The organism is Microbacterium sp. NPDC077663, from assembly GCF_044542795.1.
Taxonomy (GTDB): Bacteria; Actinomycetota; Actinomycetes; order Actinomycetales; family Microbacteriaceae; genus Microbacterium.
On record NZ_JBITVE010000001.1, the window covers coordinates 1,238,280 to 1,263,288 of the forward strand.

Below are 25,009 nucleotides of genomic sequence, written 5' to 3' on the forward strand. Positions count from 1 at the left end.
AACTCACTCGCTCGCCGGGCGGACGCTGTAGACCAGGCGCGCGAACTGCCCGACCGCCTCGGCCGATACGAGCCGCAGGCGGTCGGATTCCAGCCGACGGGGCAGGAGCGGCGCGCCCCCGGCGAGGAAGACCGGCGCGACCGAGACGGCGATCTCGTCGAGCGCGCCGATGTCGAGGAACTGAGCCGCGAGGTCTCCCCCGCCCAGGATCCACACGTCGCCGTCTCCCGCGGCCGCACGGATGTCGGGCAGGATCGATGCCACCGATCCGCCGACGAAGCGGATGTCGGCGCCGACGGGCTTCGGGAGCTCGCGCGACGTGAACACGAAGGTCGGACGGTCACCGTGGAACTCGGCCCAGCGTTCCGGGTGGGCGAGGATGTCGGACTCGGCGAGCACCCATTCGTACGTCGTCGACCCCTCGACGAGCACCGTCGCCCCTGAGGGCAACAGGGAGTCGTCGGGGGATTCGCCGTTCTCGACGGCGAAGAGCCACGCCAGCGAGTTGTCCTCGTCGGCGATGAACCCGTTGGCGGACGTCGCGGTGTCGTAGAGGATGCGTCCCATGTCGGGCACGCTACCGCGGCCCTACGACATCGACAGCCGGAGCGTCAGGCGCTCTTGCGCTTCTGACGCAGCACGAGGGTCGGCGGCGCACCGTCCTCGACGGCGGCGCGGGTCACGACGACCTTGTCGACGTCCTCCGCCGACGGGATCTCGAACATGATCGGGCCGAGGACGTCCTCGAGGATCGCGCGCAGGCCACGGGCACCCGTCTTGCGCGCGACGGCGAGATCGGCGATCGCACGGAGTGCGTCATCCTCGAACTCGAGCTCGACACCGTCCAGCTCGAACATGCGCTGGTACTGCTTCACGAAGGCGTTCTTGGGTCCGGTCAGGATCTCGATGAGCGCCGTCTGGTCGAGCGGCGACACCGTCGTCACGACGGGGAGACGACCGATGAACTCGGGGATGAGGCCGAACTTGTGCAGGTCTTCGGGCAGGACGTCGCGGAACACGTCCTGCTCCTGCTCCTTGTCCTGCAGCGGGGCACCGAAGCCCACACCGTGCTTGCCGACGCGCGACGAGATGATGTCCTCCAGCCCGGCGAATGCCCCCGCCACGATGAAGAGGACATTCGTCGTGTCGATCTGGATGAATTCCTGGTGCGGATGCTTGCGGCCGCCCTGCGGCGGCACGGACGCGACGGTCCCCTCGAGAATCTTCAGGAGCGCCTGCTGGACGCCTTCGCCCGACACGTCACGCGTGATCGAGGGGTTCTCGGCCTTGCGGGCGATCTTGTCGACCTCGTCGATGTAGATGATGCCGGTCTCGGCGCGCTTCACGTCGAAGTCCGCCGCCTGCAGAAGTTTCAGGAGGATGTTCTCGACGTCCTCGCCGACGTAGCCGGCCTCGGTGAGGGCCGTCGCATCCGCCACCGCGAACGGGACGTTGAGTCGCTTGGCGAGCGTCTGCGCGAGGTAGGTCTTGCCGCATCCGGTCGGTCCCAATAGCAGGATGTTGCTCTTGGCGATCTCGACCTCGTCCGCACGCTGCTCGGCGGACTGGATCGTGCTGCGGGCGCGGACGCGCTTGTAGTGGTTGTAGACGGCGACGGCGAGGGCGCGCTTGGCGGGGTCCTGTCCGACGACGTACTCCTCGAGGAAGCTGAAGATCTCGCGGGGCTTGGGGAGGTCGAAGTCCTTTACCTCCCCGTCACCCGACTCGGCCATGCGCTCTTCGATGATCTCGTTGCAGAGCTCGACGCACTCGTCGCAGATGTAGACGCCGGGGCCGGCGATCAGCTGCTGGACCTGCTTCTGGCTCTTGCCGCAGAAGGAACACTTGAACAGGTCGGCGCTCTCACCGATGCGTGCCATGGTGTCCCCCTCAGGATTCGGTGCCGGTGCAGATGAGCCTAATCGCAGATCCGGGCACGGGGCGGATTGCGACACGAGTGTGGACGACGACGCCCCGCCGACGGATCGGCGGGGCGTCGTCGTGCCGGCATCAGGCCGTGATGGCGGCGGGAGTGCGCTTGCGCGAGGTCAGGACCTGGTCGACGATGCCGTACTCCAGGGCCTCGTTCGCGGACAGGATCTTGTCGCGGTCGATGTCCTTGTTCACCTGCTCGACGGTGCGGTTGGTGTGCCGCGCCATCGTCTCCTCGAGCCAGGTGCGCATGCGGAGGATCTCCGCCGCCTGGATCTCGATGTCCGATGCCTGACCGTGACCGGACTCGCCGACGGCGGGCTGGTGCATGAGGATGCGGGCGTTGGGCAGCGCGAGACGCTTGCCGGGGGCACCGGCCGCGAGCAGGACGGATGCCGCCGAGGCAGCCTGACCGAGGACGACCGTCGACACCTGGGGCGAGATGTACTGCATCGTGTCGTAGATCGCCGTCATGGCGGTGAACGAACCGCCCGGCGAGTTGATGTACATGATGATGTCGCGGTCGGGGTCCATGGACTCCAGGACCAGCAGCTGCGCCATGACGTCGTCCGCGGATGCGTCGTCGACCTGGACGCCGAGGAAGATGACGCGGTCCTCGAACAACTTGTTGTAGGGGTCCTGACGCTTGTAGCCGTAGGCGGTGCGTTCTTCGAACTGCGGCAGGATGTAGCGGCTCGAGGGCATCGCGACGCCCTGCGGGCGACCGAAAGTGGGGGTGTTCATTCTCTTCGTCCTCCGGTCGTTCAGTTCTCGGTCCCGCCGCCGCCGGTGACGTCGGCGGCGTGCTCGCGGATGTGGTCGACGAAGCCGTACTCCAGGGCCTCCTCGGCCGTGAACCAGCGGTCGCGGTCGCCGTCGGCGTTGATCTGCTCGACGGACTTGCCCGTCTGCGCCGAGGTGATCTCGGCCAGTCGGTTCTTCATCGAGACGATGAGCTGGGCCTGCGTCTGGATGTCGCTGGAGGTGCCGCCGAATCCGCCGTGGGGCTGGTGCAGCAGCACGCGCGCGTTCGGGGTGATGTAGCGCTTGCCCTTGGTGCCGCTGGTCAGCAGGAGCTGACCCATCGAGGCCGCCATGCCGATGCCCACGGTGACGATGTCGTTCGGCACGAACTGCATCGTGTCGTAGATCGCCATACCGGCGGTGATCGATCCACCGGGCGAGTTGATGTAGAGGTAGATGTCCTTCTCGGAATCCTCGGCCGCGAGCAGCAGGATCTTGGCGCAGATCTCATTCGCGTTCTCGTCGCGCACCTCGGAACCGAGCCAGATGATTCGGTCCTTCAGCAGCCGGTCGAAGACACTGGTCGCCATAAGGGGTTCAGCCATGGATGCTCTCCTGGATTCGTGTTCGTGCTTCGAATCTAGTGGCGCGTCCCGAGCGCCTCGCCCGTGTTCGCCGTGGGCATACCGGCGTGGGCATCTGTCGTTCTCGGCGCCCGGAAACGCCGAAGGGCGACGGGGCCGTGAGACACCCGCCGCCCTTCGAAACGGTCACTCGCTGTCGGCGGCCTTCTTGGTCGCGCGCTTGGCGGGAGCCTTCTTCGCAGGAGCCTCGGCAGACTCCGCATCGGCCTTCTTCGCGGCGGGCTTGCGGGCCGGAGCCTTCTTGGCGGCCGGCTTCTCGTCCGCGGCCTCGTCGGCGGTATCCGCCTTCTTGGCGGCGGGCTTCTTCGCAGGAGCCTTCTTGGCCGGAGCCTTCTTGGCGGCGGGCTTCTCGTCCGCAGCCTCGTCGGCGGCGTCGAGGGTCTCGTCCTCCTCAGCGGCGAAGCCGGTCAGGTCGACCTTCTTCCCGTCGGTGTCGACGACGTTGACCTTGCCGAGTGCGATGGCGAGAGCCTTGTTGCGGGCGACCTCGCCCACCATGAGGGGGATCTGGTTGCCCTCCTGCAGCGCGTTGACGAAGTCCTGCGGCGACATGCCGTACTGCGACGAGGACTGGATGAGGTACTGCGTGAGCTCCTCCTGGGAGACCTGCACCTCGTGCTTCTCGGCGATCTTGTCGAGGATCATCTGCGTGCGGAACTGCTTCTCGCTGGCCTCGGTGACCTCGGCGCGGTGCACGTCGTCCTCGAGGCGACCCTCGCCCTCGAGGTGGGCGTGCACCTCGTCCTCGACGAGCTTGGCGGGGACGGGGATGTCGGCCTTCTCGATGAGCGCCTCGACGAGCTTGTCGCGCGCGGCGGAGCCCTGCGTGAAGACGGCCTGCTCCGAGACGCGCTCGACGAGGCTCTCGCGGAGCTCGGCGATCGTGTCGAACTCGGAGGCGACCTGCGCGAAGTCGTCGTCGGCCTCGGGGAGCTCGCGCTCCTTGACGGCCTTGACGGTCACGGCGACCTCGGCCTCTTCACCGGCGTGGTCGCCGCCGACGAGCTTCGAGCGGAAGGTGGTGTCCTCACCGGCGGTGAGCGAATCGACGGCCTCATCGATGCCCTCGAGGAGCTCGCCCGAGCCGACCTCGTACGAGACGCCCTCGGCGCGGTCGATCTCGGCGCCGTCGATCGTGGCGACGAGGTCCAGCTCGACGAAGTCGCCGGCCTTGGCGGGACGGTCGACCGTCACGAGCGTGCCGAAACGGCTGCGGAGCTTGTCGAGCTCGGCGTCGACGGCGGCCTCGTCGGTCTCGACGGCGTCGACCTCGATCGTGATGTCGTCGTAGGACGGCAGCTCGAACTCGGGGCGGACGTCGACCTCGACCTCGACCTTGAGGTCGCCGGAGAAGTCCTTCGTGCTCGGCCATTCGACGATCTCGGCGGCGGGACGACCGACGATGCGGACCTCGTTGGCCGTGACGGCCTCACGGTAGAACGCGTCGAGCCCTTCGCTGACGGCGTGCTCGAGGACGGCCTCGCGCCCGATGCGCTGGTCGATGATCGGCGCCGGGACCTTGCCCTTGCGGAAGCCGGGGATCTGCACGTCCTGCGCGATGTGCTCGTACGCGTGGGAGATGCTCGGCTTGAGCTCCTCCGGGGTGACCGTGATGTGGAGCTTTACCCGGGTGGGGGTGAGCTGCTCGACGGTGCTGGTGACCATGCCTGTCGTTCTCCTTGTCCGGCCGCGCACGCGCGCGTCCGTTCGGTGATCTGGGTTCGTGGGGCCGTTGGTCGGGGCGACAGGATTTGAACCTGCGGCCTCCCGCTCCCAAAGCGGGCGCTCTACCAAGCTGAGCTACGCCCCGGGCGCGCACGCTGGCGAGCGCCGAAAAACGGCCGTTGGTCAGTCTAGCCGACCATGTCGGGTACACTCGTCGAGGCGCTCATCGCAGTGCCGACGGGGATGTAGCTCAATGGTAGAGCCTCAGTCTTCCAAACTGATTACGCGGGTTCGATTCCCGTCATCCCCTCTGTCTGTTAGTCCTACTCCCACAAAGGAACGCTCCGAGATGAAGACCTTGCTCCCACTGTAGGGAGCGGCTCCGTGGCCGATTCATGGCCGATTGGTCCGCTCCCCTGATACCAGGGAGCCACCATGGCACGGAGCAAAGGCGCGGGAAGCGTCGAGGTCTACAAAAACGGTTACCGGATCCGATGGACCGACCAGAGCGGCACGCGGCGCTCGAAGGTCCTTAGGGGTGTCACGAAACGCCAGGCTGAAGCGCACCTGCGCGAGGTCCAATCAGGACTCCATGACGAGCCGATGCCCGCCTCGCCCGTCCGCTTTGAAGCCTTCGCGAAGGAGTACCTCGCAGCGCGTGAGCGCCTCATTACAGTCGGCACATATAGGAACTGGGTGAGCCTCCTCAACACCACTCTCCTACCCGCTTTCGGGACACTCACGCTCGACCAGCTCACGCAACGCAAGGTGGACCTCTGGTGGGCACGTGCAGGCCTGAAGCCGGTTCTGCGGCGTAACGCCTACTTCACTCTCCGCTCGATGATGAAGCTCGCGGTGCGGTGGGGTTACCTGCCTGCATGGACCGTCGAGATCGAGAACGCCGGAAAGGACGTCGCGAGGCCGCGTCCGACGTTCGAGATGCACCACGTCGATGCTGTGCTTGCCCACCTCAACCCCTTCTATCGCGCTGCCGTCGAGGTGCTCCTCGCTGGGCACGTTCGCCTCGGGGAACTTGTGGCTCTCGACGCTCAGGACTATGACCGTCGGACCGGGCGGCTCAGTGTCACGAAGCAGTTGACGAAAGAGGGCCTCGTTACGGACACCAAAACCCGTCAGCACAAGACCGTTCTCCTTCTAGAGCGGGGACGCCTCGCGCTTGATGCGCTTCCGGTCCGGATCTCGGGACCGCTCTTCGCCGGGGAGCGCTCCGCGCGTATCACTCGCAACGGGCTCCGCAACGCCTGGATCAAGGCCACTAACGAAGCAGGCATCACCGACTTCCGACTTCACGATCTCCGTCACGTCGGACTTTCCCTAGTGGTCGAGGAGGCGGGCGTCATCGTGGCTCAGGAGCGCGCCGGGCACGCAAGCCCCGTCTCGACCCGCCGCTATCTACACACCCCGGATCGCGTGCACGAGGAAGCCGTGGAAAGAATCGACGCGCTCGTGAGACGCATCTCGTAGCCCGCGTCAGTTGACCGCGTTGACATCATCTGGGCGGAAGTAGGCGCGGTGCTCGCGACTCCACCTGTAGCCGCAGGCTTTCATGAGCTTCTTGCCCTCACTCCTATCCATCTCGAAGTACCTCTTGATGTGCTTGTCCGACCAAGACCCTTGGCTCTCGACCGCGTCGCGGAGCCTCTCGGGGACCGCGCCACCTTCGTGTAACCACAGGTCGGCATCGCGACGCCGTTCGCGCAGTGCGCGCCGCCTCATCGCTCTGCCGAGGCGGCGCATCACATCCACGGCACCGTATGCCTCCAGGGCATCCCGCCCAAAGTCGATGACGTCCGAGAGTGACCAAAGGAAGAACCCGTCGAACAGCCCATCGCCACCGAAACCGGACTCGTCCGCGCGCACCTCGAAGTCACGAGGGCCGACGATCTCGCGCAACTCTTTGAATGAAACCCGGGCGGGAAGGTGAAGGTAGTCCCATCCGAGTGCGTCTTTGTCACCTCGAACTGGGCTGAGCACGAATATCGACTCGCCTTCTTCGCGACCGATGTCGGTCACATCCCGCCCAGTCAGCTTGAAGACTGCGCGTTCCAGCTCTCGGATAGCGTCGTCCCCGGCTCGGCCCTTCAGCCGGATCCGGTGCATCTTCCCGCTGAAGTCTCCGTAGACGATGCCGATTGTGATCTTGCGCGACATAGCCGCAGAGTAGCGCGTAACACACGTGACAAAAGGCCCCAGGGCGCACTGCACCACCGGGGCCTTCATCCTTGGACGGGACTCTTTCAGTTTACGGACCGGTCCCCCGAAAGAAGCACCGGGAGGATGCTCACAACTAGAGCTTTCGACGGTGCTCACAACTAGGAGCGCGCGGGTGCTCACAACTAGGGGTGTTCAAAACTATGAGCCCCCGGCTCATGTGAGAAACCGGCGTTGCACATAACGTAAATGCCAGATCCCAGGGATTTTCGTTCTTGACACCTGTCTCGGCAGGACTACATTGATGATCAAGAGCTGAGCCCACATCGTGGGTTGTCCTGGACGGGACGGGTGAACGATCTCGGCGGAGATCGGGAGAAGCGCGAGCGGACCCGATAGGACCGTCATGAAGAGCTTCCCGTACCCGCCCGTGAGGAATCGCAACCACTATCTGGTGGTTCGCACCTGGCTTGGGCGCAACGCGCTCCGGCATATTCACCAGGACTACTGGAAGCGCGGCGTCGCTCTACCTTCCGTCGAAGAACTGAGCGCCTGGCTCTGGGACCTCGCTCGCAAGGCCATGCGCGACCTCCCGTTTGACAAGCTGACCCAGGTCGTGGACGAAGCCACAAAGTGGGCGCTCACCGAGTACAACCCAAATGCGGACGTGTACGTTCGCGCACGCAGGGGAGGAAGCCGAGGGATCACGATCACCGACGCCGATCTTCTCGCCGTGCGTGAGCTCTCGCATGCAGCAGCCGCCAAAGTCCTCCACGTCTCCAAGAGCACGATCCGCCGTCGCCGGGACGGCTTTGACGAGGCCGCCGCCCTGATTCCGGAACCGAAGTTGGATTGGCGGACCGACCTCGATCGGATCATCGCCGCCGACCAAGCGGAACGACTCAGCACGCTTGACCTGCTCGAAGGGGTCATCATCTAGACGGGCTGCCTCATTTGGCCGCGGTCCCGAACCAGACGCCGCCGCCAACTGGAGTGAGATCGAGGCGGCATGTGTAGGTCGGCGGTGGCAGAGCACAGGGGGCAAATGGCGTGGCCGTGCCTCGTGACGTAGCCCCCCACGAGGCACACGCAACGCGCTACGAATGCGCATAACGTAGCCGTCTTCCCTCTTGCGTGACGGCTACGACGCGCCATCCCCAAACACACGTTATGCGCTACGATCAGGGCTTTTATCTTTGCCGAAGCGCGACAAATCGTCGATTCCGTGGGATCCTGGAGGCATGTCAATCGACCAGGCGCTCAGCGATCCGCGGTGCCGGATCTGCACGCACCCCGACCGTGCGTCGATCGAGCTGGACATCGCTGAGGGGGTGCGGAGTGCCCGCGCCCTGGGACGCGAGCACGGCGTTGGCCGCGATTCGATTCGGCGACACTGGGAGCGGCACGTTGCACTCCGAGCGCAAGCGGCGGTCTTCCTGGGTGCCGCGCCAGCCCGCGCAGGTGATTTGCTAACGCGACTCGTTGACGTCGCTGATCACCTCGCGGAGATCCGGGCCGACGCAGACGAGGCAGGCGACTCGAAAACCGCACTCGGTGCTGACCGGGCGCTCGTGACTGCCATCGAACGACTGCGCGTCGGTATGGGGCTGGGCGAGGCCGACGTCGCACGCGACTACAACGACCTGGACGCGCTCGCCGCCGCCGTCGAAGCCCAGACACGGTCGTTTCCGGATCTTGGCGTCGTTGTCGCCGAGGGCTTGGAAGAGGCCGGTCATCTGGCGCTGGCCCGGACTGTCCGAGACTTCGCTGAGCGGCAAGCAGCCGCCTTGACCACCACCAGTGACCGACCCGCCTGACCATCCGAGGAGCCCCGATCATGACCGACTCGACCGAAACTGAAAACCCGTACGTTCGCCCCGGTGAGCAGGTGCACGTGCTCGTGCCGCTGAACGTCAAGGTGAAGCCGGGATTCACCGGTTCGAGCATGTTGCTCGACCGCAGCGCCACGATCACGATGACCGCCGATTTGATCGCGGCCCAGAGAGATCGTTTCGGGAAACTCGCTGACTGGCTCGCCCTCCTCGGCGACGACGAGGCTCAGGTCGCTCGTTTCGGCGAGATCGTCAGCCGCCCGGGACCCGCGCCCGCAGATCTGAAGCGCTGGGTTGTCGGCGACGCGACCTGGCGCGACGAACGAGCGAAGGCCCGCGCCGCCGCCTGGGCCGAGACGGACCCGGACGAGCGCGACCGACGCCTGCGCGAGGTTCAAAAAGTCTTCGGCCCGGACATCCCGCTCGACGGCACGCTCCAGTACCGCAACGGGACTCCGTCAGAGCGTGCCGCCGCGGCTCAGGAAGCCGAGTTCGCTCGTCAGCGAGCCACGGGGGCGCGATGACTCAATCGGCGAAGTTCCCCAGCTTCGAGATCTCTGCGCATGCACGCGCGAGCTGGGACAAGCTCCAAGCCGAGCTGATGGCGGCACGTCCAGCCTGCGCAGGCGACCCCCGGTTCACCGCCGACTTCTTGTCGGCGGCAGCCGTCGCACAGCTCGCCCGAATCTGCGCGCAGTGCCCGGTCCGCCAAGCATGCGCCGCGTACGCCGACACACTCTCGCCATACACGGCATCAGGCGTCTGGGCTGGTCGCCGACGCGGCGTCGTACAGCGCGCGGACTATCGGCCCCGGAAGGAGGCATCGTGACCGGACACTACCGACCGGACGAGCCGAGCATCATGGGTCTGCACGACCTGCCCGCGCCGCGTCCAGCAGCCCGCACGGCGTCACCTGGCGGCGTTTTCCGGCCCGAGTACGGCGAGACGACGCTCGCGGGGACCGCGGTCGCGCTAACCCTCGGCGCACGCCGCTTCAACCTGCCCGAGGGCACTCGGATCGGCATCCCGGAGGACGGGCATGGTCGAGTGCTGCTCGTGCTCGACGGCGACACCCTCCACGCGCTGACCGCCGCGGGCGAGATCACGAACATGCCACAGACCGCCGCGTCGGCGCTGGGCGACGATGTCTTCGGCCGACCGGACGTCCGCCCGCCGCCGTGAAAGACCGCCGCGATCGGGTACGGAGTGCCTTCCATCCGATCACGGCCCCCGTCAGCGGTTCGCATCTTCGGGGTGCGACCCTTCCCGCTGACACCGCCCGGTGCTCCTGGTAGTGGAAGCCAGGGGCACCGGGAACCCCCACAGACGGCCGCGCGGGGGCGTCGGGCTCTCCTCCGCGCGGCACCTAATCGGACGCGCAGTGAGCGTAGCCCTTTGGGTCCGACAGATACCCCCGGCTGCTCGGGTTGGTGCTCGACGCAGCGGCGTCGGGGGTATCGCCCTCTCCGCGCGACTGCCATGATCGGGCCATGAATCCCGAACCGGACTCCGCCCGCCGGAAGCCGTCCCGAGCGTTCTGGATCGGCCTCCTCATCACAGCCGTCCTCGTGGCATTCGCGTCCATCGTGCTGATCATCCTCAGCCCCGAAAACCCGGGAATGTACTTCACGCTGGTCGGGATGATTTGCTTGATGATCTCCTGCGCGATCCACCTCCGCGCCGCCCGCTAGAGCACCCTCTATCAGTCACCCGTCGTCGCGCGGCTTCTCCGCGAACGGCAAGCCCGTTTCGTAGTTGAGGGCGGGCTCGCCGCGTCGCTCGCGGTGCGTGTTCTCCTTGATGTGGGCGATCAGGTCGTCCCAGCCCTCGCCGTCTGTGACGCCATAGCTGGCCAAGCGGTGCCGTTTGAGCGCCAGCCGGCGAACCTCTTCGAGGGACGGCTCGATCTCCGCGTGCACCTCCTGCAAAGTGAGGTCGATGTGAGTCACCATCGCCACGCGGTAGGGCTCGATAAGGGGTGACAGCTGAATCTTCTCGCCACTACTGAGGAGATAGGCCTTCGCCTGAGAACTCCAGCCGCGCTCACTTTCCAGCAGCTCCGCTGTCCGAAGCGAGATCCTGGTATCGGCCGCACCTCTTGCATCGAACCTGCCGTCGAAGGCCCACGGGGCGGCGACTCTGTGGAGGATGTAGTTTCGGAGCTTCCGTAGGAAGGACGCCTGCGGCAGATCAGACATGATCTGCTCAGTCCTCGCGGCGTAACGATCTCGAAGAGCCTCTGATCGCTCCGCGACAAGCGATCGTGCTTGATCGATCACGGCCACGAGGCTAGCCACGTAGGACAGCAGAGCTTGGTCAAGTGACACGATGATTCGCTCTCGACCGGACATGTTCCCGACGTTCCGCATCAGCTCAACTGCGGCCTCCTCAGACGTCTCCAGCTCATGCAGTAGCTGACTGAGCATTAGCGAATATCGATGAAACACCCTCTCCACGCGACCGAGATCGCGCATCCGGTGTCGGATCTTCGCCGCTGGGTGCCGGTCGATCTGCGCGTCCAGGGCCGCGATCTCATCAGCGTGAGGGTTCCGCCTCGATGTCGAACCGACCCCATCGCTGACGTGGCCATCTGCGCATGGCGCGGTGTCCCCCGTGTGCTCACCGTCAGTCATGTCCCGCACCCCCTGCGGTCAGGCTAGGGCATCGCGAATGGAGGCTCACGAACACTGGATGCACCCGATGAAAAGCACCCTCCGCGCTTTCGGAGTTCGAGCCCGCAGAATCACGAGGGTTGCGACGTGGGCTCCGAAACCGCGGTCGCAAAAACGATGGGCGGATGAGAGGGCCGGTCGAGCAACGATCTAGTTCGGTCGAACCTCTCAAAACTATCTCGCATAGCCTCTTGTTTTGACAGGTGGGTTATGCGAGTCTTCATGCATGACCAAGTTTGCTTACATCCGCACCAGCACGAAGGATCAGAATGCCGACCTTCAGCGCGAGGCGATCGCCAAGGTGGACGGGATCAAGCGTGTGTACGCCGACGAGGGCGTGTCCGGCACCCTTGCCTCGCGACCCGAATGGGACAAGCTCATCGACCGGCTCGAAGAAGGCGATGAGGTCGTCGTCTGGAAGCTCGACCGCATGGGGCGCAACACGATGAACGTGCTGGAGGCAGTCAAGACGATCACTGACAGGGGAGCGAGCTTCCACAGCCTCACCGAGAAGATCGACACGAGCGGCCCGATGGGGCAGGCGATGCTGACGATCATGGCAGCGTTCGCACAGCTCGAAAGGGACACGATTGCCGAGCGCACCCGCGCGGGTCTCGATGCTGCGAAGGCGAAGGGGAAGGTCGGCGGGCGACCGTCTGTCGTGGACGCGAAGAAGCTCGCGACCATCAAGAAGCTTCTCGCGTCAGGGGAACATACTCGCGCTGAGATCGCCGACATGGCGAAGGTCTCCCAGGCGACGCTGTACCGCGTCATCGCGACCCTGTGAGTTTGCCGCCTTAGATCACGGTTTCGCATCTGCCAGCGGCAGAAAGAACCCTGATAGTTAACGCATTTTGAGCGTCCGTTGAGGTGCTCTTGCGGCGATCTTGAGTAAGCCGAGGAGTGTGAATCACACCGGTGTAGTTCGCTCCGAGCTGACCCCTAGACGGCTCATAGGTTGGGACCTACTCTGATCGACACGGAACGTAGAACGACCCCGGGACAGCCCCGGGGGGCTGCCGGTCCGGGGTCATCACCACACTTTCCAGAGAGCGGTTCTCAGACTCTATACCGGACGCGAACAGCGTAGGTGCGCTCATGTCGCGAAAGCCACGAAGAGCTACTCCGGGAAAGAGATCGAAATGAGCATCACGAGCCCGTGGCACTCCATCAAGGCGAGCGTCCACCACAACAACACCAGCTGTAACACCGGCAACAACATCGAGCGGGAGAACCTGCGCAGTGGTACCGGCAACAAGCCGCTCTGCGTGGAGTGCGCTCGCCTCCGCTGAGCAAGCCCGTCGCGGGCGAGTGTCGTGTCTTCGCATGGCACTCGCCCGCGGCACCTAAGGGGAAGGCGCGTCTGTGAGCTGGGACGAGAGCTGGGCGCTCCCCGCCATCGAGTGGCTTCTAACGCCTGCCCTCGTCACGGCGGGGCTGCTTGCGTTGGCGCGACTCTACGACGCTCCCACACGTTGGGCGCGTCGGCTGAAGTCCGACATAGCGATTCTCGCGGGGTTGCCCGACGGGTCAGAGAGGCGGGCGTGGCAGGCCTCCATAGAGCGACAAGCGATGCGCCTGCGCGAGTACCGGCGAGCGTTCACAGGATGGACCCTTTTCTGGAAATGGTCCGTTGTTGCGGCAATGGCCGCGACATTGTTCGGCCTCATTCTCTATCCGCCGATCAATCGCCCCGGTCAGCCCGAGATCTGGGGCCCGGGAGACTGGGTCCTGCTCTTGCCGGGGCTGTACGCCTGCGTGACCTATGTGGTCACGATCAGCGCCGGGCTCGACTTTCTAGGGCGCAGCCCGCGAGATATCCTCCTTCGTCGTCGCCTGCGCGCGCACAATCGACGCGACCGCCGACTGCGGCGCATAGAGAAGGTGCGCGCGAAACGAGCGAATACGGACCCGACCATCCGGGCGCGAGGATCGCGCTTGGGCTTCAGAACCCAGGTGGACGAGTTCGGTCCGTGGATGCGAGATTTCGACATGCGTGGGTACGTGCGAACAGCTGGTCTGCACGCGGCGGACCAGCGAGCGCACTATGCCGCGAGGCTCAACGAACGCGGCGTACGTCCACCTCTATGGCCCGACCCCGACACCAAGCGGGCACCGACACCACACCCCGAAGAGCCCGATCCGGCGACCGAGCGCTCGCACGACATCCGGAATCTTCTGCGACGCCTCTTCCGGACCTGACGACCGCTGTCGTTCATGGCAGCCTCCCGCAGTAAGGGCCGACGCGACCTGGGCGACCGGCTCGTCTGTCAGACCTCGCTACAGGCGCACCGAGCCGCGCTCCGGGCACTTCCAGTAGGAACCTCGCGGGCCTTGAACCGGCTCCATCCGATGAAGGCACTCGGGGCAGTTCGGAGTGTCGAGGGGGTCCATCCCTGCAGTGTGTCAGAGGAGCCCATCGGCCCGGTAGGTGCGGACTCGATGCTCGAAACTCAGCCGCCGCTCGCGCTCGTACGGCGACCACATCTCGGGACTGTCCGTCACGTCCTTTCCAGACCGCCACACTCGCTCCCACGTCGGCTCAGCGCCCGCGCGGAGGTAGGTCAGCTCCTGGGTCATATTGACGATGCCGAGGGACGCTCCGGGCCGTGGGTCCATGCGGTCACGGTAGGCCGTTCCACGGACGCTCATCGTCGTGATCGCCCGTGCTCTCGTTACCTATACCGCCGCGCCATCTCCGTCTTGAGGCCGTATCGTTCGGATCATGCCTGAGAAGCGAGGACCGAAACGCAAGGCCTGGGTCATCGTCTACGACGACCCACGGGGACCGTTCAGAGATAGCCGGTATGGAGTCGCTGAGCCCGGAGAGCCGCTCGCCATCTTCCCCAGCAGAACCCCCATCGAGAGAATCATGGCCGCTGTCGACGCGCTCGTGCAGGCGCTGACGGTTACCTACGTCGAGGATCGAATCGACTATTTGAAGAAGGACGTCTACGGGAGGGCCGAGAAGCACGGCTGGGGTCAGCAGGTTATGGGTGGGACGAACCCATACATCGAGGCTTTTCGCGTCGAGGATCTGAGGCTCGTAACTGATACTGAGACCGGCGCAACGCGCTTCGAGTTCACTCGCCAGCCTCCCGACGCACCGAGACATCTCAGCTGAGCGTGGCCGATTCGTGTCCGATTGCTGGCCGTATATCGGCCCCGAAACGGCGCTAACATCGGACACGAGCAAGGCTCTATTTCCGGAAACAAGCGGAAGACCATCAGTCTGAAGCGGGTTGTCATCAGTCTTCCAAACTGATTACGCGGGTTCGATTCCCGTCATCCCCTCCACGAGACGCCCCGCGTCACACCGAGCTGTAGGCCACGATCCCGCGCCGCACGGCATCCAGCGCCTTCCGTGCGGTGGTCGCGACGCCGGCATCCGCCACGATCGACAGCTGGTCGAGCAAGTCGATCGTCTGCTTCGCCCACCGGACGAAGTCGCCCGCCGCCATGTCGGCCTCGGTGAGGACGACGTCCAGCGACGCGCCGCGCGCCCACGAGTTCATGGCCTGCGCCAGACCCGTCGCGATCGCCTCGGTACCGGGCAGGTGATGATCCTGCTCGAGGTCGTCGAGCCGGCTCCAGAGATCCTGCGTCTTCGTGAGCGCCTCGCGGAACGGACCGCGGGGCAGCCGGTACTCCCCCGCCTCGTCGCGGCGCGGTTCGTACACGAGGCAGCATGCGAGGGCCGCAAGACCGGCCGGGTCGAGGTCGCGCCACAGTCCACGGCGCAGCGACTCCGCCACCAGCAGGTCGCGCTCGCCGTAGATGCGGCGCATCGTGCGACCGGCCGCCGTCAGAGACGCGGCACCGTCGTCCAGCGCGACGTAGTCGAGCTCGGCGAGCACATCGATGATGCGGTCGAAGATCCGCGCGACGGTTCCGGTGCGGGTCTCGATGTCGCGTCGCGTGCGATCGGTCCGGCGCCGCAGCTTCCAGTACCGCTCCGCCCACCGCGCGTGGTTCTCACGATCCGGGCACGAATGACAGGGATGCCGCTGCATGCGACGCCGCAACGACTGGATCTCGGTCTGCCGTTGCTGACGGATGCGGGCGGGCGCCGTCCGGTCCGCCCGGTTCAGCTTCTCGGCGTCGCTGAGGTCGCGCCGGATGCCCGAGTACTCGGCGAAGTCGCCGAGGTCGCACGTCATCGACTTCTCGTACCCGGCGAGGGATGCCTCCGCCTCCTTCACCTGCCGCGCGAGGCCCACGACGGCCCGGTCGGCCTGGAACTGCGCGAAGGAGGACTCGAGGATCTCCCGGGCGCGCGGCCGTCCGAACTGGTCGATGAGGTTGACCGCCATGTTGTAGGTGGGGCGGAAGCTCGAGTTGAGCGGATACGTCCGTCGCGACGCGAGCGCCGCGACGGCCTGAGGATCGAGGGATTCGGTCCACTGGACGACGGCGTGCCCCTCGACGTCGATGCCGCGCCGCCCGGCGCGCCCGGTCAGCTGGGTGTACTCGCCCGAGGTGATCGCGACCCGTGCCTCGCCGTTGAACTTCTCGAGCTTTTCCAGCACGACCGTCCGCGCGGGCATGTTGATGCCGAGTGCGAGGGTCTCGGTGGCGAAGACGACCTTCACGAGCTTGCGCTGGAAGAGTTCCTCGACGACCTCCTTGAAGGCGGGAAGCAGACCCGCGTGGTGCGACGCGATCCCGCGCTCGAGGTTGTCGCGCCACTCCCAATAGCCGAGCACCCCGAGGTCCTCGTCCTGCAGCGGACGCATCCGCTCGTCGATGATCCTGCGGATCTCGTCCCGCTCGGCGGTGTCGGTCAGGCGCACACCGGCGCGCCGTACCTGCTGCACCGCGGCGTCGCAGCCGACCCGGCTGAAGATGAAGAAGATCGCCGGGAGCAGGTTCGACCGGCCGAGGAGCTCGACGACCTGCGGGCGGTCCATCCGCTCGATGCGCATCGCCGTCGACGGGCGCACCGGCCGCTTGCCGCCGCGGTGCGGGCGACGCCTCTCCTGATCGCCGCGGGAGCGGTACTCCATCGCCCGGCGGTTGTTCTCGTACGTCGCGCCCTTGGGCGAGCGGATGCGGGTCAGCTCCTGGTTCACCTGAGCCGTGGCCACTCCTGCTCGGTCGTCGAACAGCGGCAGCAGGTCACCGCGGACCAGCACGTGCTGCTCGAGCGGAACGGGGCGGGTCTCGGAGACGATGACCGCCGTGTCCCCGCGGACGGTGTCGAGCCAGTCGCCGAACTCCTCGGCGTTCGACACGGTCGCCGAGAGAGAGACGAGTCGCACCGCCGGCGGAAGGTGGAGGATCACCTCCTCCCAGACCGGTCCACGGAACCGGTCGGCGAGGTAGTGCACCTCGTCCATGACCACGTAGCGCAGGCTACGGAGCGCCGGCGAGTCGGCGTACAGCATGTTCCGGAGCACCTCGGTGGTCATGACGACCACGCGCGCGTTCCCGTTGATGTTGGTGTCGCCGGTGAGCAGGCCCACCTCGCCCTCGCCGTAGACCTCCTGCAGCTCGCGGAACTTCTGGTTCGACAGCGCCTTCATCGGTGTCGTGTAGAAGGCTTTGTCGCCCGGCTCGCGCATCGCGAGGTGGATCGCGAACTCTCCGACGATCGTCTTGCCCGCCCCGGTGGGAGCGGCGACCAGCACGCTCCGCCCCTCTTTGAGAGCGTGGCAACCCTCGATCTGGAACGGGTCGAGCTCGAACCGCTGCAGGGCGGCGAAGGACGCGGAGATCGGATGCCGGCGCTCCGCCTGCGCGCGGGCGTACCGCGTCGAGGGGTCCGTCATGCGGCCGGACCGAGGAGCGCTTCGTCGCGCTTGCGCTTTCGGCGATCGAAGAGCATCGACAGGCCCGCCGCGGCGAAGAACAAGACCGTCAGGATGCTGGCGAGGATGAGCATGCTGACGACGTCGGCTGCGGGTGTGGCGGCCCCGGCGAACACCGTCGCGATGACGATCGCGACGCGCCAGCCCTTGATGATCTCGCGGCCGGTCATCACACCGGCGAGGTTCAGTGCGACGAGGAAGACCGGCGTCACGTAGGCCACACCGACGACGAGCAGGAGCTTGAAGACGAAGTCGTAGTAGTACTTCGCGTCGTAGAAGTTGGAGGCGCCGATGGGGGTGAAGCCCGCCATCAGTTCGACGAGGTGAGGGAGGATCAGCCAACCCGTGAAGGTTCCCGCGAAGAAGAGCGGAACCGCGGCGGCGACGAACCCGATGGTGTAGCGAACCTCTTTGCGCGTCAGACCCGGCATCAGGAAGGCCCAGATCTGCCACAACCACACCGGCGCGGAGATCAGCAGGCCGACGGCGAAGGAGATGCGGATGCGGAGGTCGAACGCGGACGTCACCGTCGCGAACATGAGCGTCACGGCGCTCTCGTCGCCTCGCCGCTCCGCGACGACGCGGATCGGCTCCGTCATCGCCCAGATGATGCCGTCGGTCAGGATGAACGAGACGATCATTCCGACCACGAGCGCCGCGGCGGCGATCAGCAGTCGCTTGCGGAACTCGCGCAGGTGGTCGCCGAGCGACATCCGCCTGTCCCGGTAGGGGGCGTCGTCTCGGGCGGCGTCCCGTTCGGTCGTGGTCACCGAATCAGGGCGTCGGGCCCTGCGATGGGCCCTGCGCCGGTGGCGGCGTCAGCCCGGTGACGGAGGAAGGAGCCTGCGGAGGCTGGTGGGTCGGCGTCTCGGCCGGCCCGTCCTCCTCCTTCATCGCCTTCATCTCGCCCTTGAAAACACGCGCCGACTGACCGACGCTCTTCGCCAGCGCCGGCAATTTCGCCGCACCGAACAGAAGAAGGATCACCGCCAGGACGACGATGAGATGCCAGCCCTGCAGACCGCCCATGAAAGCTCCTCGGGGTTGAAGTCGTTCCAGTCTAACCGCGGGTGACGCAGGGGGCCCTCAGGAGTACTGGGCGAGCCCCGCCTCCGCCCAGGTTCGGGCGGCCTCGCGTGCGGTGGCCGGCGACAGGATCTCGACGTCCCCGCCGAGCCGGGCGGCGAGCCGCTTCAGGCTGCGCTCGTCGCCCACGCGCAGACTGACCGTCCGGTGATCCCCTTTGCCACGGACCGCGGCGCGGGCGGCGAACTCCCCGAGCAGGGGGACGACGTCCTTGCGGCAGCGCAGTTCGACGATCACATCGGTGTCGGATGGCTCGAACAGGCCTGGCAGCGCGTCGGCGCCGTGTGTGCTCGGGATGTCGGTGAGCACGACGTCGGAGACCCGGTCGAGGTGGAAGGTGCGCACAGCCTGCCGCAGATGGCACCACCCCTGCAGGTACCACTGCCCGTCGGCGATGTGGACCTTCACAGGGTCGACCGTGCGCGTCGTGACGGGGGCATCCGGGGCGCGGTAGGCGAACGACACCGCGACGCCGCGCTGGACCGCCTCGGCGACGGTGGTGCGGACGTCGTCGACCACGGGGGTCGCCACGATGACCTCCGCCGGAGCGCTGGCCGCGCCGGCGGCGAGCTTGGCGAGCAGGCCCTGCATGACTCCGCTGTCACCCACGCCGGGCAGGCTCGCGGCGAGCTGCAGGCCCGCAAGCAGGGCGGCAGCCTCACGGGCGGTCAGTCGCGGCGTGCGCTCGAGCGCCACGGCATTGGTGATCGAGATGGTGTCCTGCTCGTCGAGCAGGTCCCAGTCGATGTCGAAGAGGTCGTTGGCCATCTGCCAGAAGCCGCCGTCGCCCGGGAGCCCGATGACCGTCAGCTTCTCGACCATCGACCGCATCTCGTCGGGTGCGACGTCGAAATCACGGGCGGCATCCTCGACCGTCACCTCGCCCTTCGAGATCAGGTAGGGAACGAGCTGAAGGATCAGCGACGCGCGATCGGTGGCCACCAACGGTTGGGCGCTCATCCGGCGACCTCCGCGTGGAGAGCGGCGGCACGGCGCAGGCGCGCGACGACCAGGTCCGCCAGCTCGATCGGCTCGATCACCCGGACCTCCGGTCCGTAGGACGCGAGTTCGTCGGCGAAGATCTGCGCGTCGACGTAGGGCACCCGGCATCCGGTCGCATCGGCCGAGACCGACCGACGGTTCAACCGCAGCGCCGCCTCGGTGCCCGGCTCCACCTGGACGAGCGCGCGCTGCCGCGTCGCGACGGCCTCGAGCCCCGCGATCGCCTTGTCGCCGGCCCCGTCGCGCAGGGACAGGTCGAAGGAGGTGCGGGTCACGACGACGTCCGACGAGATGCGCGAGAGGAGGAAGGTGCGCTCGGCGTCCTGCAGCACGTCGAAGCCGTACACGTGCCACCGGCCTTCGTACTCGACGAGCGCCCACGGCTGCACGCGACGGCGGTGAGCGGCATCCGACCCGCCCTTGATGTAGTCGAACTCGACGACCCGCCCCTGTTCGATCGCGCGCTGAAGTGGGGAGAACGACGGCTCCCGCAGGCTGATGCGCGGCGCGTATCCGATGATGGGGGCGTCGACGTCGATGCCCAGCGCCTGGATCTTGCGGAGGCCGCTGCGCGCTGAGACCGACATCGAGCTCTCGCCCCACACGCCGCCGGCCAGGTTCAACACGGCGATCTCAGCCGGCGTGAAGTCGATGTCGACCGGGAGCGAGTACTCCGCCGTCGGGATGCGGTACCGCGCTTCGCGGAGGTCGTCCGGATCGGCGTAGTCGCCGATCGTCTCGATGGGGACACCGAGCGAGCGCAGGCTGTCCTTGTCGCGTTCGAACATCTTCTCGAGTGCGTCCTTCGACGCACCCGCGGCGCCCTGCTCGCGGTAGCCGGACACGGACGACAGGATCGTGTCCTTCGTCAGCCCCTGTTCCGTGGCGAGCAACGCGACGACGAGGTTGACGAGCCGCTCCTCGGGCGCGCTGCGGATCGGATCGGTGGGCACACGGCAATCCTAGGTGCGGGACCGCTCGATGGCCCCGCGCGGGCTCACTGTGTCGAGGTCGTGGCGTCGTCGCTCGTGTCGATTCCGAGGATGTCGATCACGAAGACGAGGGTCGAGCCTGCGGGAACCGCGCCGGAGGCCTTGTCTCCGTAGGCCTGGTCCGGCGGAATGACCGCGAGCACCTGTGAACCCACCGTCTGACCCTCCAGGGCCTTCTGGAAGCCGGGGACGACACCGTCCAGCGACAGTGTCGTCGGCGACCCCTTCTCCCACGTGGAATCGAACACCTCTCCGGTGTTCCACAGCACACCGGTGTAGTTCACCCGGGGCGTCGAGTCGGCCGTGAGCTTCTCGCCGTCGCCCTTCTTCAGGGTCTTGATGATGAGATCCTTCGGCGCGACCGCGTCGGGGACGATGATGCCCGGGGTGCCGTCGGGGGCGAGGACGACCGTGGGGATGTTGCTGCCGTCGACGTACTGCGGCACGCCGTTCGCCGCGGGAAGGAAGACGGTGTTGACGTCGATGACGACGACCGCGGCCTCCGTCTCAGACAGGCCGATCTGGCTGACGAGATCGGGATTCAGATCCTTCGCGGGGATCGCCGAGACGATACGGGAGCCGGGTCGGGCGCAGTCGAGGACGTCGAGAATCGTCGGGAAGGTCTGCTCGAGCACGCTCACCTGGACGACACGAGTGGGCGCCGACAGGACCTGCTGCCCCGTCGCTCCATCGAGGAGGGTGATGCCGAGCTGCACGTCCTGCGTGCTCGTGGTGATCGGGGTGCCCGATCCGGTGGCGAGGTCCGTGAACGAGGTGCGGCTGACGTACACCGGGTCGGTCGTGGTCGCCGTCGGCGCCGGCTCGGCATCCGTCACGTTGACGAGGTCGAGCGATGAGGCCGGGGCGGTGACGCGCTCGCAGCCGCTGTCGGCGGGACCGGCGGGGGCGCACCCGACGAGGGCCAGGGCGGTCAGGCCGAGGACGGCCACGGCAGCGGGGATCTGACGCATTCGATCAGTCTACGGTCTCGCTGGAGCGATCTTCGGCAGCCTGACGGGCCCCCTCCACGGCACGCTGCGCGTCGCGCACGCGCTTGCGGAGGTTCTTGTCGGTGATCTCGCGATCGCCGACCGCGCCAGGGGTCCACGCCTCGACATCCGCGTCCGCATACGACGGCTTCTTCAACGCGCGCTTGCGGACATCGGGCGGCATCGCGCCCGGGGCGAGGCGCCGGGCCGTGAGCAGGAAGCCGGTATGCGCGACCATCCGGTGGTCCGGTCGCACGGCGAGCCCCTCGACGTGCCACCCACGCACCATCGTCTCGGTCGCCTCGGACTCGGTGAACAGCCCGGAGTGGCGGATGTACTCGGCGACGCGGCTGAGCTGGGTCGCGGTCGCGATGTAGCAGAGCACCACGCCCCCCGGCGTGAGCGCCTCGGCGACGACGTCGATGCACTCCCACGGCGCGAGCATGTCGAGGACGACACGGTCGACGGTGCCCGGCTCGGCGACCCGAGGCAACTCCTCCGCGAGATCGCCGACGACGACGCGCCACGACTCGGGGTAGTGCCCGAGGAAGGTCTCGACGTTGGCCTCGGCGACGTCGGAGAACTCCTCGCGGCGCTCGAAGGAGAGGAGGCGGCCGGAGGGACCGATCGCGCGCAGGAGCCACAGCGACAGCGCACCCGACCCCACACCCGCTTCGACGACGGTGGCACCCGGGAAGATGTCGGCGGAGGCGAGGATCTGCGCGGCATCCTTCGGGTAGACGATCGCGGCGCCCCGCGGCATGGACATGACGAAGTCGCGGAGGAGCGGCCGCAGTGCCAGGTACTCGTGGCCGCCGCTGTTCACGACGACCGACCCGTCGGGCTGACCGATGATCGCCTCGTGGCGCAGCACGCCGTGGTGGGTGTGGAGCTCGCCGCCCTCACGGAGGGTGACGGTGTGCATCCGCCCCTTGGGACCTGTCAGCTGCACACGGTCGCCCAGGCGGAACGGGCCGCTGGGTCGCAGATCGGCGCTCACGCGTCCACCCCCCGACGGACGCGCCCGAAGACGTCGGCGACGTCGGCGACGGTCCGGCCGTCGAGGGTCGGCCACAGCTCGTGTGCGCCGACGCCGTCGAGGGGGACCATGTGCGGGATGCCGACGGTCACCGTTCCGGCCGCGACGGCCGACGTCGTCCCGGTGATCGAGTCCTCGAAGGCGACGGTGTCTGCCGGGGCGACGCCCAGGGCGGCGCACGCCTGCAGGTAGGGAGCGGGGTGCGGCTTCGGGTGGGCGACGTCATCCCCGCCGATGACCAGGTCGAACGCGTCGAAGTCGATGAGCTCCGTGATCACCTTCGCCATGCGGCTCATCGACATCGTCACGAGGGCTGTGGGAACACCGTGCTCCCGCAGCGCTCGGAGAAGCTCACGGGCGCCGGGGCGGAACGGCACGCCGTCCTCGCGCAGTCGGCGCATGACCTCGTCGGTCAGGTGGGCGACGATCTCGTCGACATCGAGACGCACACCGGCGTCCTGCAGGACGCGCGCGGCGTCCTCGAGACCCATGCCGACCATCGCGAGACCGTCCTCGTGGGTCCAGGTGCCGCCGAAGCGCTCCACGAGCGGGGTCTCGGCGGCCATCCAGTACGGCTCGGTGTCGACGAGGGTGCCGTCCATGTCCCAGAGGACCGCGGCGGGAAGGGGGGAAGTCACCGGTCAATGCTATGCGAGGCCTTCCCCGCGCCCCGCGGCGGGCGGCGTATCGTGGGGGTACCGACAGAGAGGACGTCCGTGCAGGGACTGGGACAGCGGGTGCTCGTGATCGCCGTCGACGGCTGGAACGACGCCGGAGAAGCCGCGACGGCCGCGGTGGCACAACTGCGCTCGTCGGGGACGTTCGAGAAGGTGTTCGGCGTCGACCCCGAACTGTATTTCGACTACCAGTACACGCGGCCGCAGATGCAGATGGATGCCGACGGCGCCCGTCGCCTGGTCTGGCCGGAGGCGACGCTCTGGCGCCCCGTCGCACCGCGCGAGGACGGCGCCGACCTGTGGCTGCTCACCGGCACGGAGCCCGCGCGCGCCTGGCAGGCGTTCGCGGCCGAGGTCATCGATGCGGCACTGCGTGAGGACATCACCGGAATCGTCGCGCTCGGCTCGATGATGAGCGACGTCCCGCACACCCGGCCGATCTCCGTCTTCGCCGGTTCCGAGAACGAGGAGCTGCGCTCCACGCTCGGGCTCGAACGCTCCACCTACGAGGGTCCGGTGGGCATCCTGTCGGCGCTCGCCGCGGCCGGTGACGCCGCCGGCATCCCCTCCGCGGGACTGTGGGCGAGCATCCCGCACTACGTGGGCGGACACACCCCCTCTCCGAAGGCGACGCTCGCGCTCCTGGACAAGCTCGAGGAGATCACCGGCGCGACGATCACCCGCGGCACGCTGCCGGCCGACGCGCTCGCCTGGGAGGCCTCGATCGACGCCGCGGCGGCCGACGATGAGGAGATGACGGAGTACATCCGCCAGCTCGAGACGACCCGTGACGCCTGGGACTCCCCCGAGGCGTCCGGCGACGCCATCGCGCAGGAGTTCGAGCGCTACCTGCGCCGCCGAGGCGACGGCCCGCGCGGCCCGAAAGACGACCCGCGCCGCTGAGCCCGCTCAGTACGCCTGCAGCACCCCGGTGGCGAGCAGGATGATGAGGACGACACCCAGCACCACGCGGTAGAGGACGAACGGCAGGAAGCTGCCTCGCTTGAGGTACCGCATCAGGTACGCGATGACGGCCAGTCCGACGCCGAATGAGACGACCGTCGCGACGCCGGTCTCGACCAGGGTGAAGGGCGACTCCCCCGGCTCGCGGATGGCCTGCACGAGCTCGTACAGGCCCGAGCCGAACACGGCCGGCACCGCCAGGAGGAACGCGACCTCGGCAGCCGCGGGACGGGTGTACCCGAGCGCCAGGCCGGCCGTCGTCGTGGCTCCCGAGCGCGAGACGCCGGGGATCAGCGCCAGGGCTTGCGCGAACCCGAGGGTCAACCCGTGCCCCAGCGTCAGGTCCTTCTCGGTGCGCACCCGCTTGCCCAGCGCGTCGGCGGCGCCGAGGATGAGGCCGAACACGATGAGCACGGTCGCGACGAGCCAGAGGTTGCGGAACGTGTCGCGGATGACGTCCTGGAACAGGAAGCCGAGCACACCGATCGGGATCGTGCCGATGATGACGATCCATCCCATGCGGGCGTCGGGGTCGTTGCGCGGAACGGCGCCGGTCAGCGACTTCGCCCAGGCGCCGATGATCCGCATGATCCGGCTCCAGAAGTAGACGAGGACGGCCAGTTCCGTGCCGATCTGCGTGATCGCGGTGAAAGTCGCTCCCGGGTCCTCGGCCGACGGCAGGAACTCCCCCACGATGCGCAGGTGCGCGCTCGACGAGATGGGGAGGAACTCGGTCAGACCCTGGACGATGCCCAGGATGATGGCCTCGAGGATCGACATGCGCGGCCTT

28 protein-coding genes, 2 tRNA genes and 1 pseudogene are annotated in these 25,009 nt (G+C 67.1%); 13 read left to right on the forward strand and 18 right to left on the reverse strand.

All coding sequences use genetic code 11. The annotated features are described in order from the left end of the window. Positions 1-3: 3 nt before the first annotated feature. The 6 genes and pseudogenes from ACIGEP_RS06065 to ACIGEP_RS06090 form a co-directional block, all read right to left on the reverse strand. Positions 4-567, reverse strand: a complete 564-nt coding sequence (locus ACIGEP_RS06065) for a dihydrofolate reductase family protein (protein ID WP_396660702.1) — start codon at positions 565-567, stop codon at positions 4-6. 44 nt (positions 568-611) lie between these two features. Next, positions 612-1,880, reverse strand: a complete 1,269-nt coding sequence (gene clpX / locus ACIGEP_RS06070; protein WP_396660703.1) for an ATP-dependent Clp protease ATP-binding subunit ClpX — start codon at positions 1,878-1,880, stop codon at positions 612-614. A 130-nt stretch (positions 1,881-2,010) separates the two neighbouring features. Further along, positions 2,011-2,676 carry an ATP-dependent Clp protease proteolytic subunit gene (locus tag ACIGEP_RS06075; protein WP_396660704.1) on the reverse strand — a complete coding sequence of 222 codons (666 nt, stop codon included), beginning with the start codon at positions 2,674-2,676 and terminating at the stop codon, positions 2,011-2,013. A 20-nt stretch (positions 2,677-2,696) separates the two neighbouring features. Further along, positions 2,697-3,293: pseudogene (locus ACIGEP_RS06080) on the reverse strand (ATP-dependent Clp protease proteolytic subunit); the annotation flags it as partial. Positions 3,294-3,446: 153 nt separating this feature from the next. Continuing rightward, positions 3,447-4,985 carry a trigger factor gene (gene tig, locus ACIGEP_RS06085; RefSeq protein ID WP_396660706.1) on the reverse strand — a complete coding sequence of 513 codons (1,539 nt, stop codon included), beginning with the start codon at positions 4,983-4,985 and terminating at the stop codon, positions 3,447-3,449. Between the two features lie 68 nt (positions 4,986-5,053). Further along, positions 5,054-5,130: transfer RNA gene (locus ACIGEP_RS06090), tRNA-Pro, on the reverse strand. 94 nt (positions 5,131-5,224) lie between these two features. On the opposite strand from ACIGEP_RS06090, the gene ACIGEP_RS06095 reads away from it, so the two are divergent. After that, positions 5,225-5,295: transfer RNA gene (locus tag ACIGEP_RS06095), tRNA-Gly, on the forward strand. Between the two features lie 125 nt (positions 5,296-5,420). Continuing rightward, the gene (locus ACIGEP_RS06100) at positions 5,421-6,470 is read left to right on the forward strand and encodes a tyrosine-type recombinase/integrase (RefSeq protein ID WP_396660708.1); all 1,050 of its coding nucleotides are present in this window, start codon (positions 5,421-5,423) and stop codon (positions 6,468-6,470) included. Positions 6,471-6,476: 6 nt separating this feature from the next. On the opposite strand, the gene ACIGEP_RS06105 is transcribed toward ACIGEP_RS06100, so the two are convergent. Beyond that, positions 6,477-7,157 (reverse strand): hypothetical protein, encoded by a 681-nt coding sequence (locus ACIGEP_RS06105; RefSeq protein WP_396660709.1) that lies wholly within the window; start codon positions 7,155-7,157, stop codon positions 6,477-6,479. Between the two features lie 406 nt (positions 7,158-7,563). Between ACIGEP_RS06105 and ACIGEP_RS06110 the strand changes: the two genes are divergently transcribed. From ACIGEP_RS06110 to ACIGEP_RS06135, 6 genes are all read left to right on the forward strand, one after another. Continuing rightward, a complete protein-coding gene (locus ACIGEP_RS06110) occupies positions 7,564-8,097 on the forward strand; it encodes a hypothetical protein (protein ID WP_396660710.1) in 534 nt (177 codons plus the stop codon). A gap of 301 nt (positions 8,098-8,398) precedes the next feature. Next, entirely contained in the window at positions 8,399-8,974 is a 576-nt protein-coding gene (locus ACIGEP_RS06115; RefSeq protein WP_396660711.1) for a hypothetical protein, read from the forward strand. 20 nt (positions 8,975-8,994) lie between these two features. Further along, positions 8,995-9,513 carry a hypothetical protein gene (locus ACIGEP_RS06120; RefSeq protein ID WP_396660712.1) on the forward strand — a complete coding sequence of 173 codons (519 nt, stop codon included), beginning with the start codon at positions 8,995-8,997 and terminating at the stop codon, positions 9,511-9,513. A 77-nt stretch (positions 9,514-9,590) separates the two neighbouring features. Further along, a complete protein-coding gene (locus ACIGEP_RS06125) occupies positions 9,591-9,818 on the forward strand; it encodes a WhiB family transcriptional regulator (protein WP_396661022.1) in 228 nt (75 codons plus the stop codon). After that, positions 9,815-10,171 (forward strand): hypothetical protein, encoded by a 357-nt coding sequence (locus ACIGEP_RS06130; protein WP_396660713.1) that lies wholly within the window; start codon positions 9,815-9,817, stop codon positions 10,169-10,171. The genes ACIGEP_RS06125 and ACIGEP_RS06130 overlap by 4 nt, the downstream gene beginning before the upstream one ends. A 308-nt stretch (positions 10,172-10,479) precedes the next feature. Then, complete coding sequence (locus ACIGEP_RS06135; protein WP_396660714.1) at positions 10,480-10,680, forward strand: hypothetical protein; 201 nt, start codon at positions 10,480-10,482, stop codon at positions 10,678-10,680. A 15-nt stretch (positions 10,681-10,695) separates the two neighbouring features. Here ACIGEP_RS06135 and ACIGEP_RS06140 read toward each other — a convergent pair whose 3' ends face one another. Beyond that, positions 10,696-11,622, reverse strand: a complete 927-nt coding sequence (locus ACIGEP_RS06140) for a hypothetical protein (RefSeq protein ID WP_396660715.1) — start codon at positions 11,620-11,622, stop codon at positions 10,696-10,698. A gap of 265 nt (positions 11,623-11,887) precedes the next feature. On the opposite strand from ACIGEP_RS06140, the gene ACIGEP_RS06145 reads away from it, so the two are divergent. The 3 genes from ACIGEP_RS06145 to ACIGEP_RS06155 all read left to right on the forward strand — a co-directional run bounded on the left by ACIGEP_RS06145 (position 11,888) and on the right by ACIGEP_RS06155 (position 13,863). Then, entirely contained in the window at positions 11,888-12,448 is a 561-nt protein-coding gene (locus tag ACIGEP_RS06145) for a recombinase family protein (protein WP_396660716.1), read from the forward strand. Between the two features lie 355 nt (positions 12,449-12,803). Further along, positions 12,804-12,953, forward strand: a complete 150-nt coding sequence (locus tag ACIGEP_RS06150) for a hypothetical protein (RefSeq protein WP_396660717.1) — start codon at positions 12,804-12,806, stop codon at positions 12,951-12,953. A gap of 73 nt (positions 12,954-13,026) precedes the next feature. Then, positions 13,027-13,863 (forward strand): hypothetical protein, encoded by an 837-nt coding sequence (locus tag ACIGEP_RS06155; RefSeq protein ID WP_396660718.1) that lies wholly within the window; start codon positions 13,027-13,029, stop codon positions 13,861-13,863. A 204-nt stretch (positions 13,864-14,067) separates the two neighbouring features. On the opposite strand, the gene ACIGEP_RS06160 is transcribed toward ACIGEP_RS06155, so the two are convergent. Continuing rightward, positions 14,068-14,280, reverse strand: a complete 213-nt coding sequence (locus tag ACIGEP_RS06160; RefSeq protein WP_396660719.1) for a hypothetical protein — start codon at positions 14,278-14,280, stop codon at positions 14,068-14,070. Between the two features lie 106 nt (positions 14,281-14,386). Here ACIGEP_RS06160 and ACIGEP_RS06165 point away from each other — a divergent pair, with 106 nt between their 5' ends. Then, the gene (locus tag ACIGEP_RS06165) at positions 14,387-14,785 is read left to right on the forward strand and encodes a hypothetical protein (protein ID WP_396660720.1); all 399 of its coding nucleotides are present in this window, start codon (positions 14,387-14,389) and stop codon (positions 14,783-14,785) included. A 187-nt stretch (positions 14,786-14,972) separates the two neighbouring features. Here ACIGEP_RS06165 and ACIGEP_RS06170 read toward each other — a convergent pair whose 3' ends face one another. From ACIGEP_RS06170 to ACIGEP_RS06205, 8 genes are all read right to left on the reverse strand, one after another. Next, the gene (locus ACIGEP_RS06170; protein ID WP_396660721.1) at positions 14,973-17,432 is read right to left on the reverse strand and encodes a DEAD/DEAH box helicase; all 2,460 of its coding nucleotides are present in this window, start codon (positions 17,430-17,432) and stop codon (positions 14,973-14,975) included. Beyond that, positions 17,429-18,184, reverse strand: a complete 756-nt coding sequence (gene tatC / locus ACIGEP_RS06175) for a twin-arginine translocase subunit TatC (protein WP_396661023.1) — start codon at positions 18,182-18,184, stop codon at positions 17,429-17,431. Before tatC ends, ACIGEP_RS06170 begins: the two co-directional genes overlap by 4 nt. Before the next feature lie 61 nt (positions 18,185-18,245). Then, on the reverse strand, positions 18,246-18,500 hold the full coding sequence (tatA, locus tag ACIGEP_RS06180; protein ID WP_251580585.1) for a Sec-independent protein translocase subunit TatA: 255 nt from the start codon (positions 18,498-18,500) through the stop codon (positions 18,246-18,248). Positions 18,501-18,557: 57 nt separating this feature from the next. Further along, positions 18,558-19,517 carry a helix-turn-helix transcriptional regulator gene (locus tag ACIGEP_RS06185; RefSeq protein WP_396660722.1) on the reverse strand — a complete coding sequence of 320 codons (960 nt, stop codon included), beginning with the start codon at positions 19,515-19,517 and terminating at the stop codon, positions 18,558-18,560. Beyond that, entirely contained in the window at positions 19,514-20,512 is a 999-nt protein-coding gene (locus ACIGEP_RS06190) for a helix-turn-helix transcriptional regulator (protein WP_396660723.1), read from the reverse strand. The genes ACIGEP_RS06185 and ACIGEP_RS06190 overlap by 4 nt, the downstream gene beginning before the upstream one ends. A gap of 44 nt (positions 20,513-20,556) precedes the next feature. Then, on the reverse strand, positions 20,557-21,522 hold the full coding sequence (locus ACIGEP_RS06195; protein WP_396660724.1) for an FKBP-type peptidyl-prolyl cis-trans isomerase: 966 nt from the start codon (positions 21,520-21,522) through the stop codon (positions 20,557-20,559). Between the two features lie 4 nt (positions 21,523-21,526). Further along, positions 21,527-22,540: a tRNA (adenine-N1)-methyltransferase gene (locus ACIGEP_RS06200; RefSeq protein WP_396660725.1), complete on the reverse strand. Its 1,014-nt coding sequence runs from the start codon at positions 22,538-22,540 to the stop codon at positions 21,527-21,529. Then, positions 22,537-23,217, reverse strand: a complete 681-nt coding sequence (locus tag ACIGEP_RS06205) for an HAD family hydrolase (RefSeq protein WP_396660726.1) — start codon at positions 23,215-23,217, stop codon at positions 22,537-22,539. Before ACIGEP_RS06205 ends, ACIGEP_RS06200 begins: the two co-directional genes overlap by 4 nt. Before the next feature lie 78 nt (positions 23,218-23,295). Between ACIGEP_RS06205 and ACIGEP_RS06210 the strand changes: the two genes are divergently transcribed. Next, on the forward strand, positions 23,296-24,159 hold the full coding sequence (locus tag ACIGEP_RS06210; RefSeq protein WP_396660727.1) for a PAC2 family protein: 864 nt from the start codon (positions 23,296-23,298) through the stop codon (positions 24,157-24,159). A 6-nt stretch (positions 24,160-24,165) separates the two neighbouring features. Here ACIGEP_RS06210 and ACIGEP_RS06215 read toward each other — a convergent pair whose 3' ends face one another. Continuing rightward, positions 24,166-24,999 carry an undecaprenyl-diphosphate phosphatase gene (locus ACIGEP_RS06215; RefSeq protein ID WP_396660728.1) on the reverse strand — a complete coding sequence of 278 codons (834 nt, stop codon included), beginning with the start codon at positions 24,997-24,999 and terminating at the stop codon, positions 24,166-24,168. Positions 25,000-25,009 lie beyond the last annotated feature (10 nt).

What these genes read in the sequence shown, in the direction of transcription:
- ACIGEP_RS06065 (WP_396660702.1), bottom strand. Translation starts at nt 567, where the DNA reads ATGGGACGCATCCTCTACGACACCGCGACGTCCGCCAACGGGTTCATC.
- clpX (WP_396660703.1), bottom strand. Translation starts at nt 1,880, where the DNA reads ATGGCACGCATCGGTGAGAGCGCCGACCTGTTCAAGTGTTCCTTCTGC.
- ACIGEP_RS06075 (WP_396660704.1), bottom strand. Translation starts at nt 2,676, where the DNA reads ATGAACACCCCCACTTTCGGTCGCCCGCAGGGCGTCGCGATGCCCTCG.
- tig (WP_396660706.1), bottom strand. Translation starts at nt 4,985, where the DNA reads ATGGTCACCAGCACCGTCGAGCAGCTCACCCCCACCCGGGTAAAGCTC.
- ACIGEP_RS06100 (WP_396660708.1), top strand. Translation starts at nt 5,421, where the DNA reads ATGGCACGGAGCAAAGGCGCGGGAAGCGTCGAGGTCTACAAAAACGGT.
- ACIGEP_RS06105 (WP_396660709.1), bottom strand. Translation starts at nt 7,157, where the DNA reads ATGTCGCGCAAGATCACAATCGGCATCGTCTACGGAGACTTCAGCGGG.
- ACIGEP_RS06110 (WP_396660710.1), top strand. Translation starts at nt 7,564, where the DNA reads ATGAAGAGCTTCCCGTACCCGCCCGTGAGGAATCGCAACCACTATCTG.
- ACIGEP_RS06115 (WP_396660711.1), top strand. Translation starts at nt 8,399, where the DNA reads ATGTCAATCGACCAGGCGCTCAGCGATCCGCGGTGCCGGATCTGCACG.
- ACIGEP_RS06120 (WP_396660712.1), top strand. Translation starts at nt 8,995, where the DNA reads ATGACCGACTCGACCGAAACTGAAAACCCGTACGTTCGCCCCGGTGAG.
- ACIGEP_RS06125 (WP_396661022.1), top strand. Translation starts at nt 9,591, where the DNA reads ATGGCGGCACGTCCAGCCTGCGCAGGCGACCCCCGGTTCACCGCCGAC.
- ACIGEP_RS06135 (WP_396660714.1), top strand. Translation starts at nt 10,480, where the DNA reads ATGAATCCCGAACCGGACTCCGCCCGCCGGAAGCCGTCCCGAGCGTTC.
- ACIGEP_RS06140 (WP_396660715.1), bottom strand. Translation starts at nt 11,622, where the DNA reads ATGACTGACGGTGAGCACACGGGGGACACCGCGCCATGCGCAGATGGC.
- ACIGEP_RS06145 (WP_396660716.1), top strand. Translation starts at nt 11,888, where the DNA reads ATGACCAAGTTTGCTTACATCCGCACCAGCACGAAGGATCAGAATGCC.
- ACIGEP_RS06150 (WP_396660717.1), top strand. Translation starts at nt 12,804, where the DNA reads ATGAGCATCACGAGCCCGTGGCACTCCATCAAGGCGAGCGTCCACCAC.
- ACIGEP_RS06160 (WP_396660719.1), bottom strand. Translation starts at nt 14,280, where the DNA reads ATGGACCCACGGCCCGGAGCGTCCCTCGGCATCGTCAATATGACCCAG.
- ACIGEP_RS06165 (WP_396660720.1), top strand. Translation starts at nt 14,387, where the DNA reads ATGCCTGAGAAGCGAGGACCGAAACGCAAGGCCTGGGTCATCGTCTAC.
- ACIGEP_RS06170 (WP_396660721.1), bottom strand. Translation starts at nt 17,432, where the DNA reads ATGACGGACCCCTCGACGCGGTACGCCCGCGCGCAGGCGGAGCGCCGG.
- tatC (WP_396661023.1), bottom strand. Translation starts at nt 18,184, where the DNA reads ATGTCGCTCGGCGACCACCTGCGCGAGTTCCGCAAGCGACTGCTGATC.
- tatA (WP_251580585.1), bottom strand. Translation starts at nt 18,500, where the DNA reads ATGGGCGGTCTGCAGGGCTGGCATCTCATCGTCGTCCTGGCGGTGATC.
- ACIGEP_RS06185 (WP_396660722.1), bottom strand. Translation starts at nt 19,517, where the DNA reads ATGAGCGCCCAACCGTTGGTGGCCACCGATCGCGCGTCGCTGATCCTT.
- ACIGEP_RS06195 (WP_396660724.1), bottom strand. Translation starts at nt 21,522, where the DNA reads ATGCGTCAGATCCCCGCTGCCGTGGCCGTCCTCGGCCTGACCGCCCTG.
- ACIGEP_RS06215 (WP_396660728.1), bottom strand. Translation starts at nt 24,999, where the DNA reads ATGTCGATCCTCGAGGCCATCATCCTGGGCATCGTCCAGGGTCTGACC.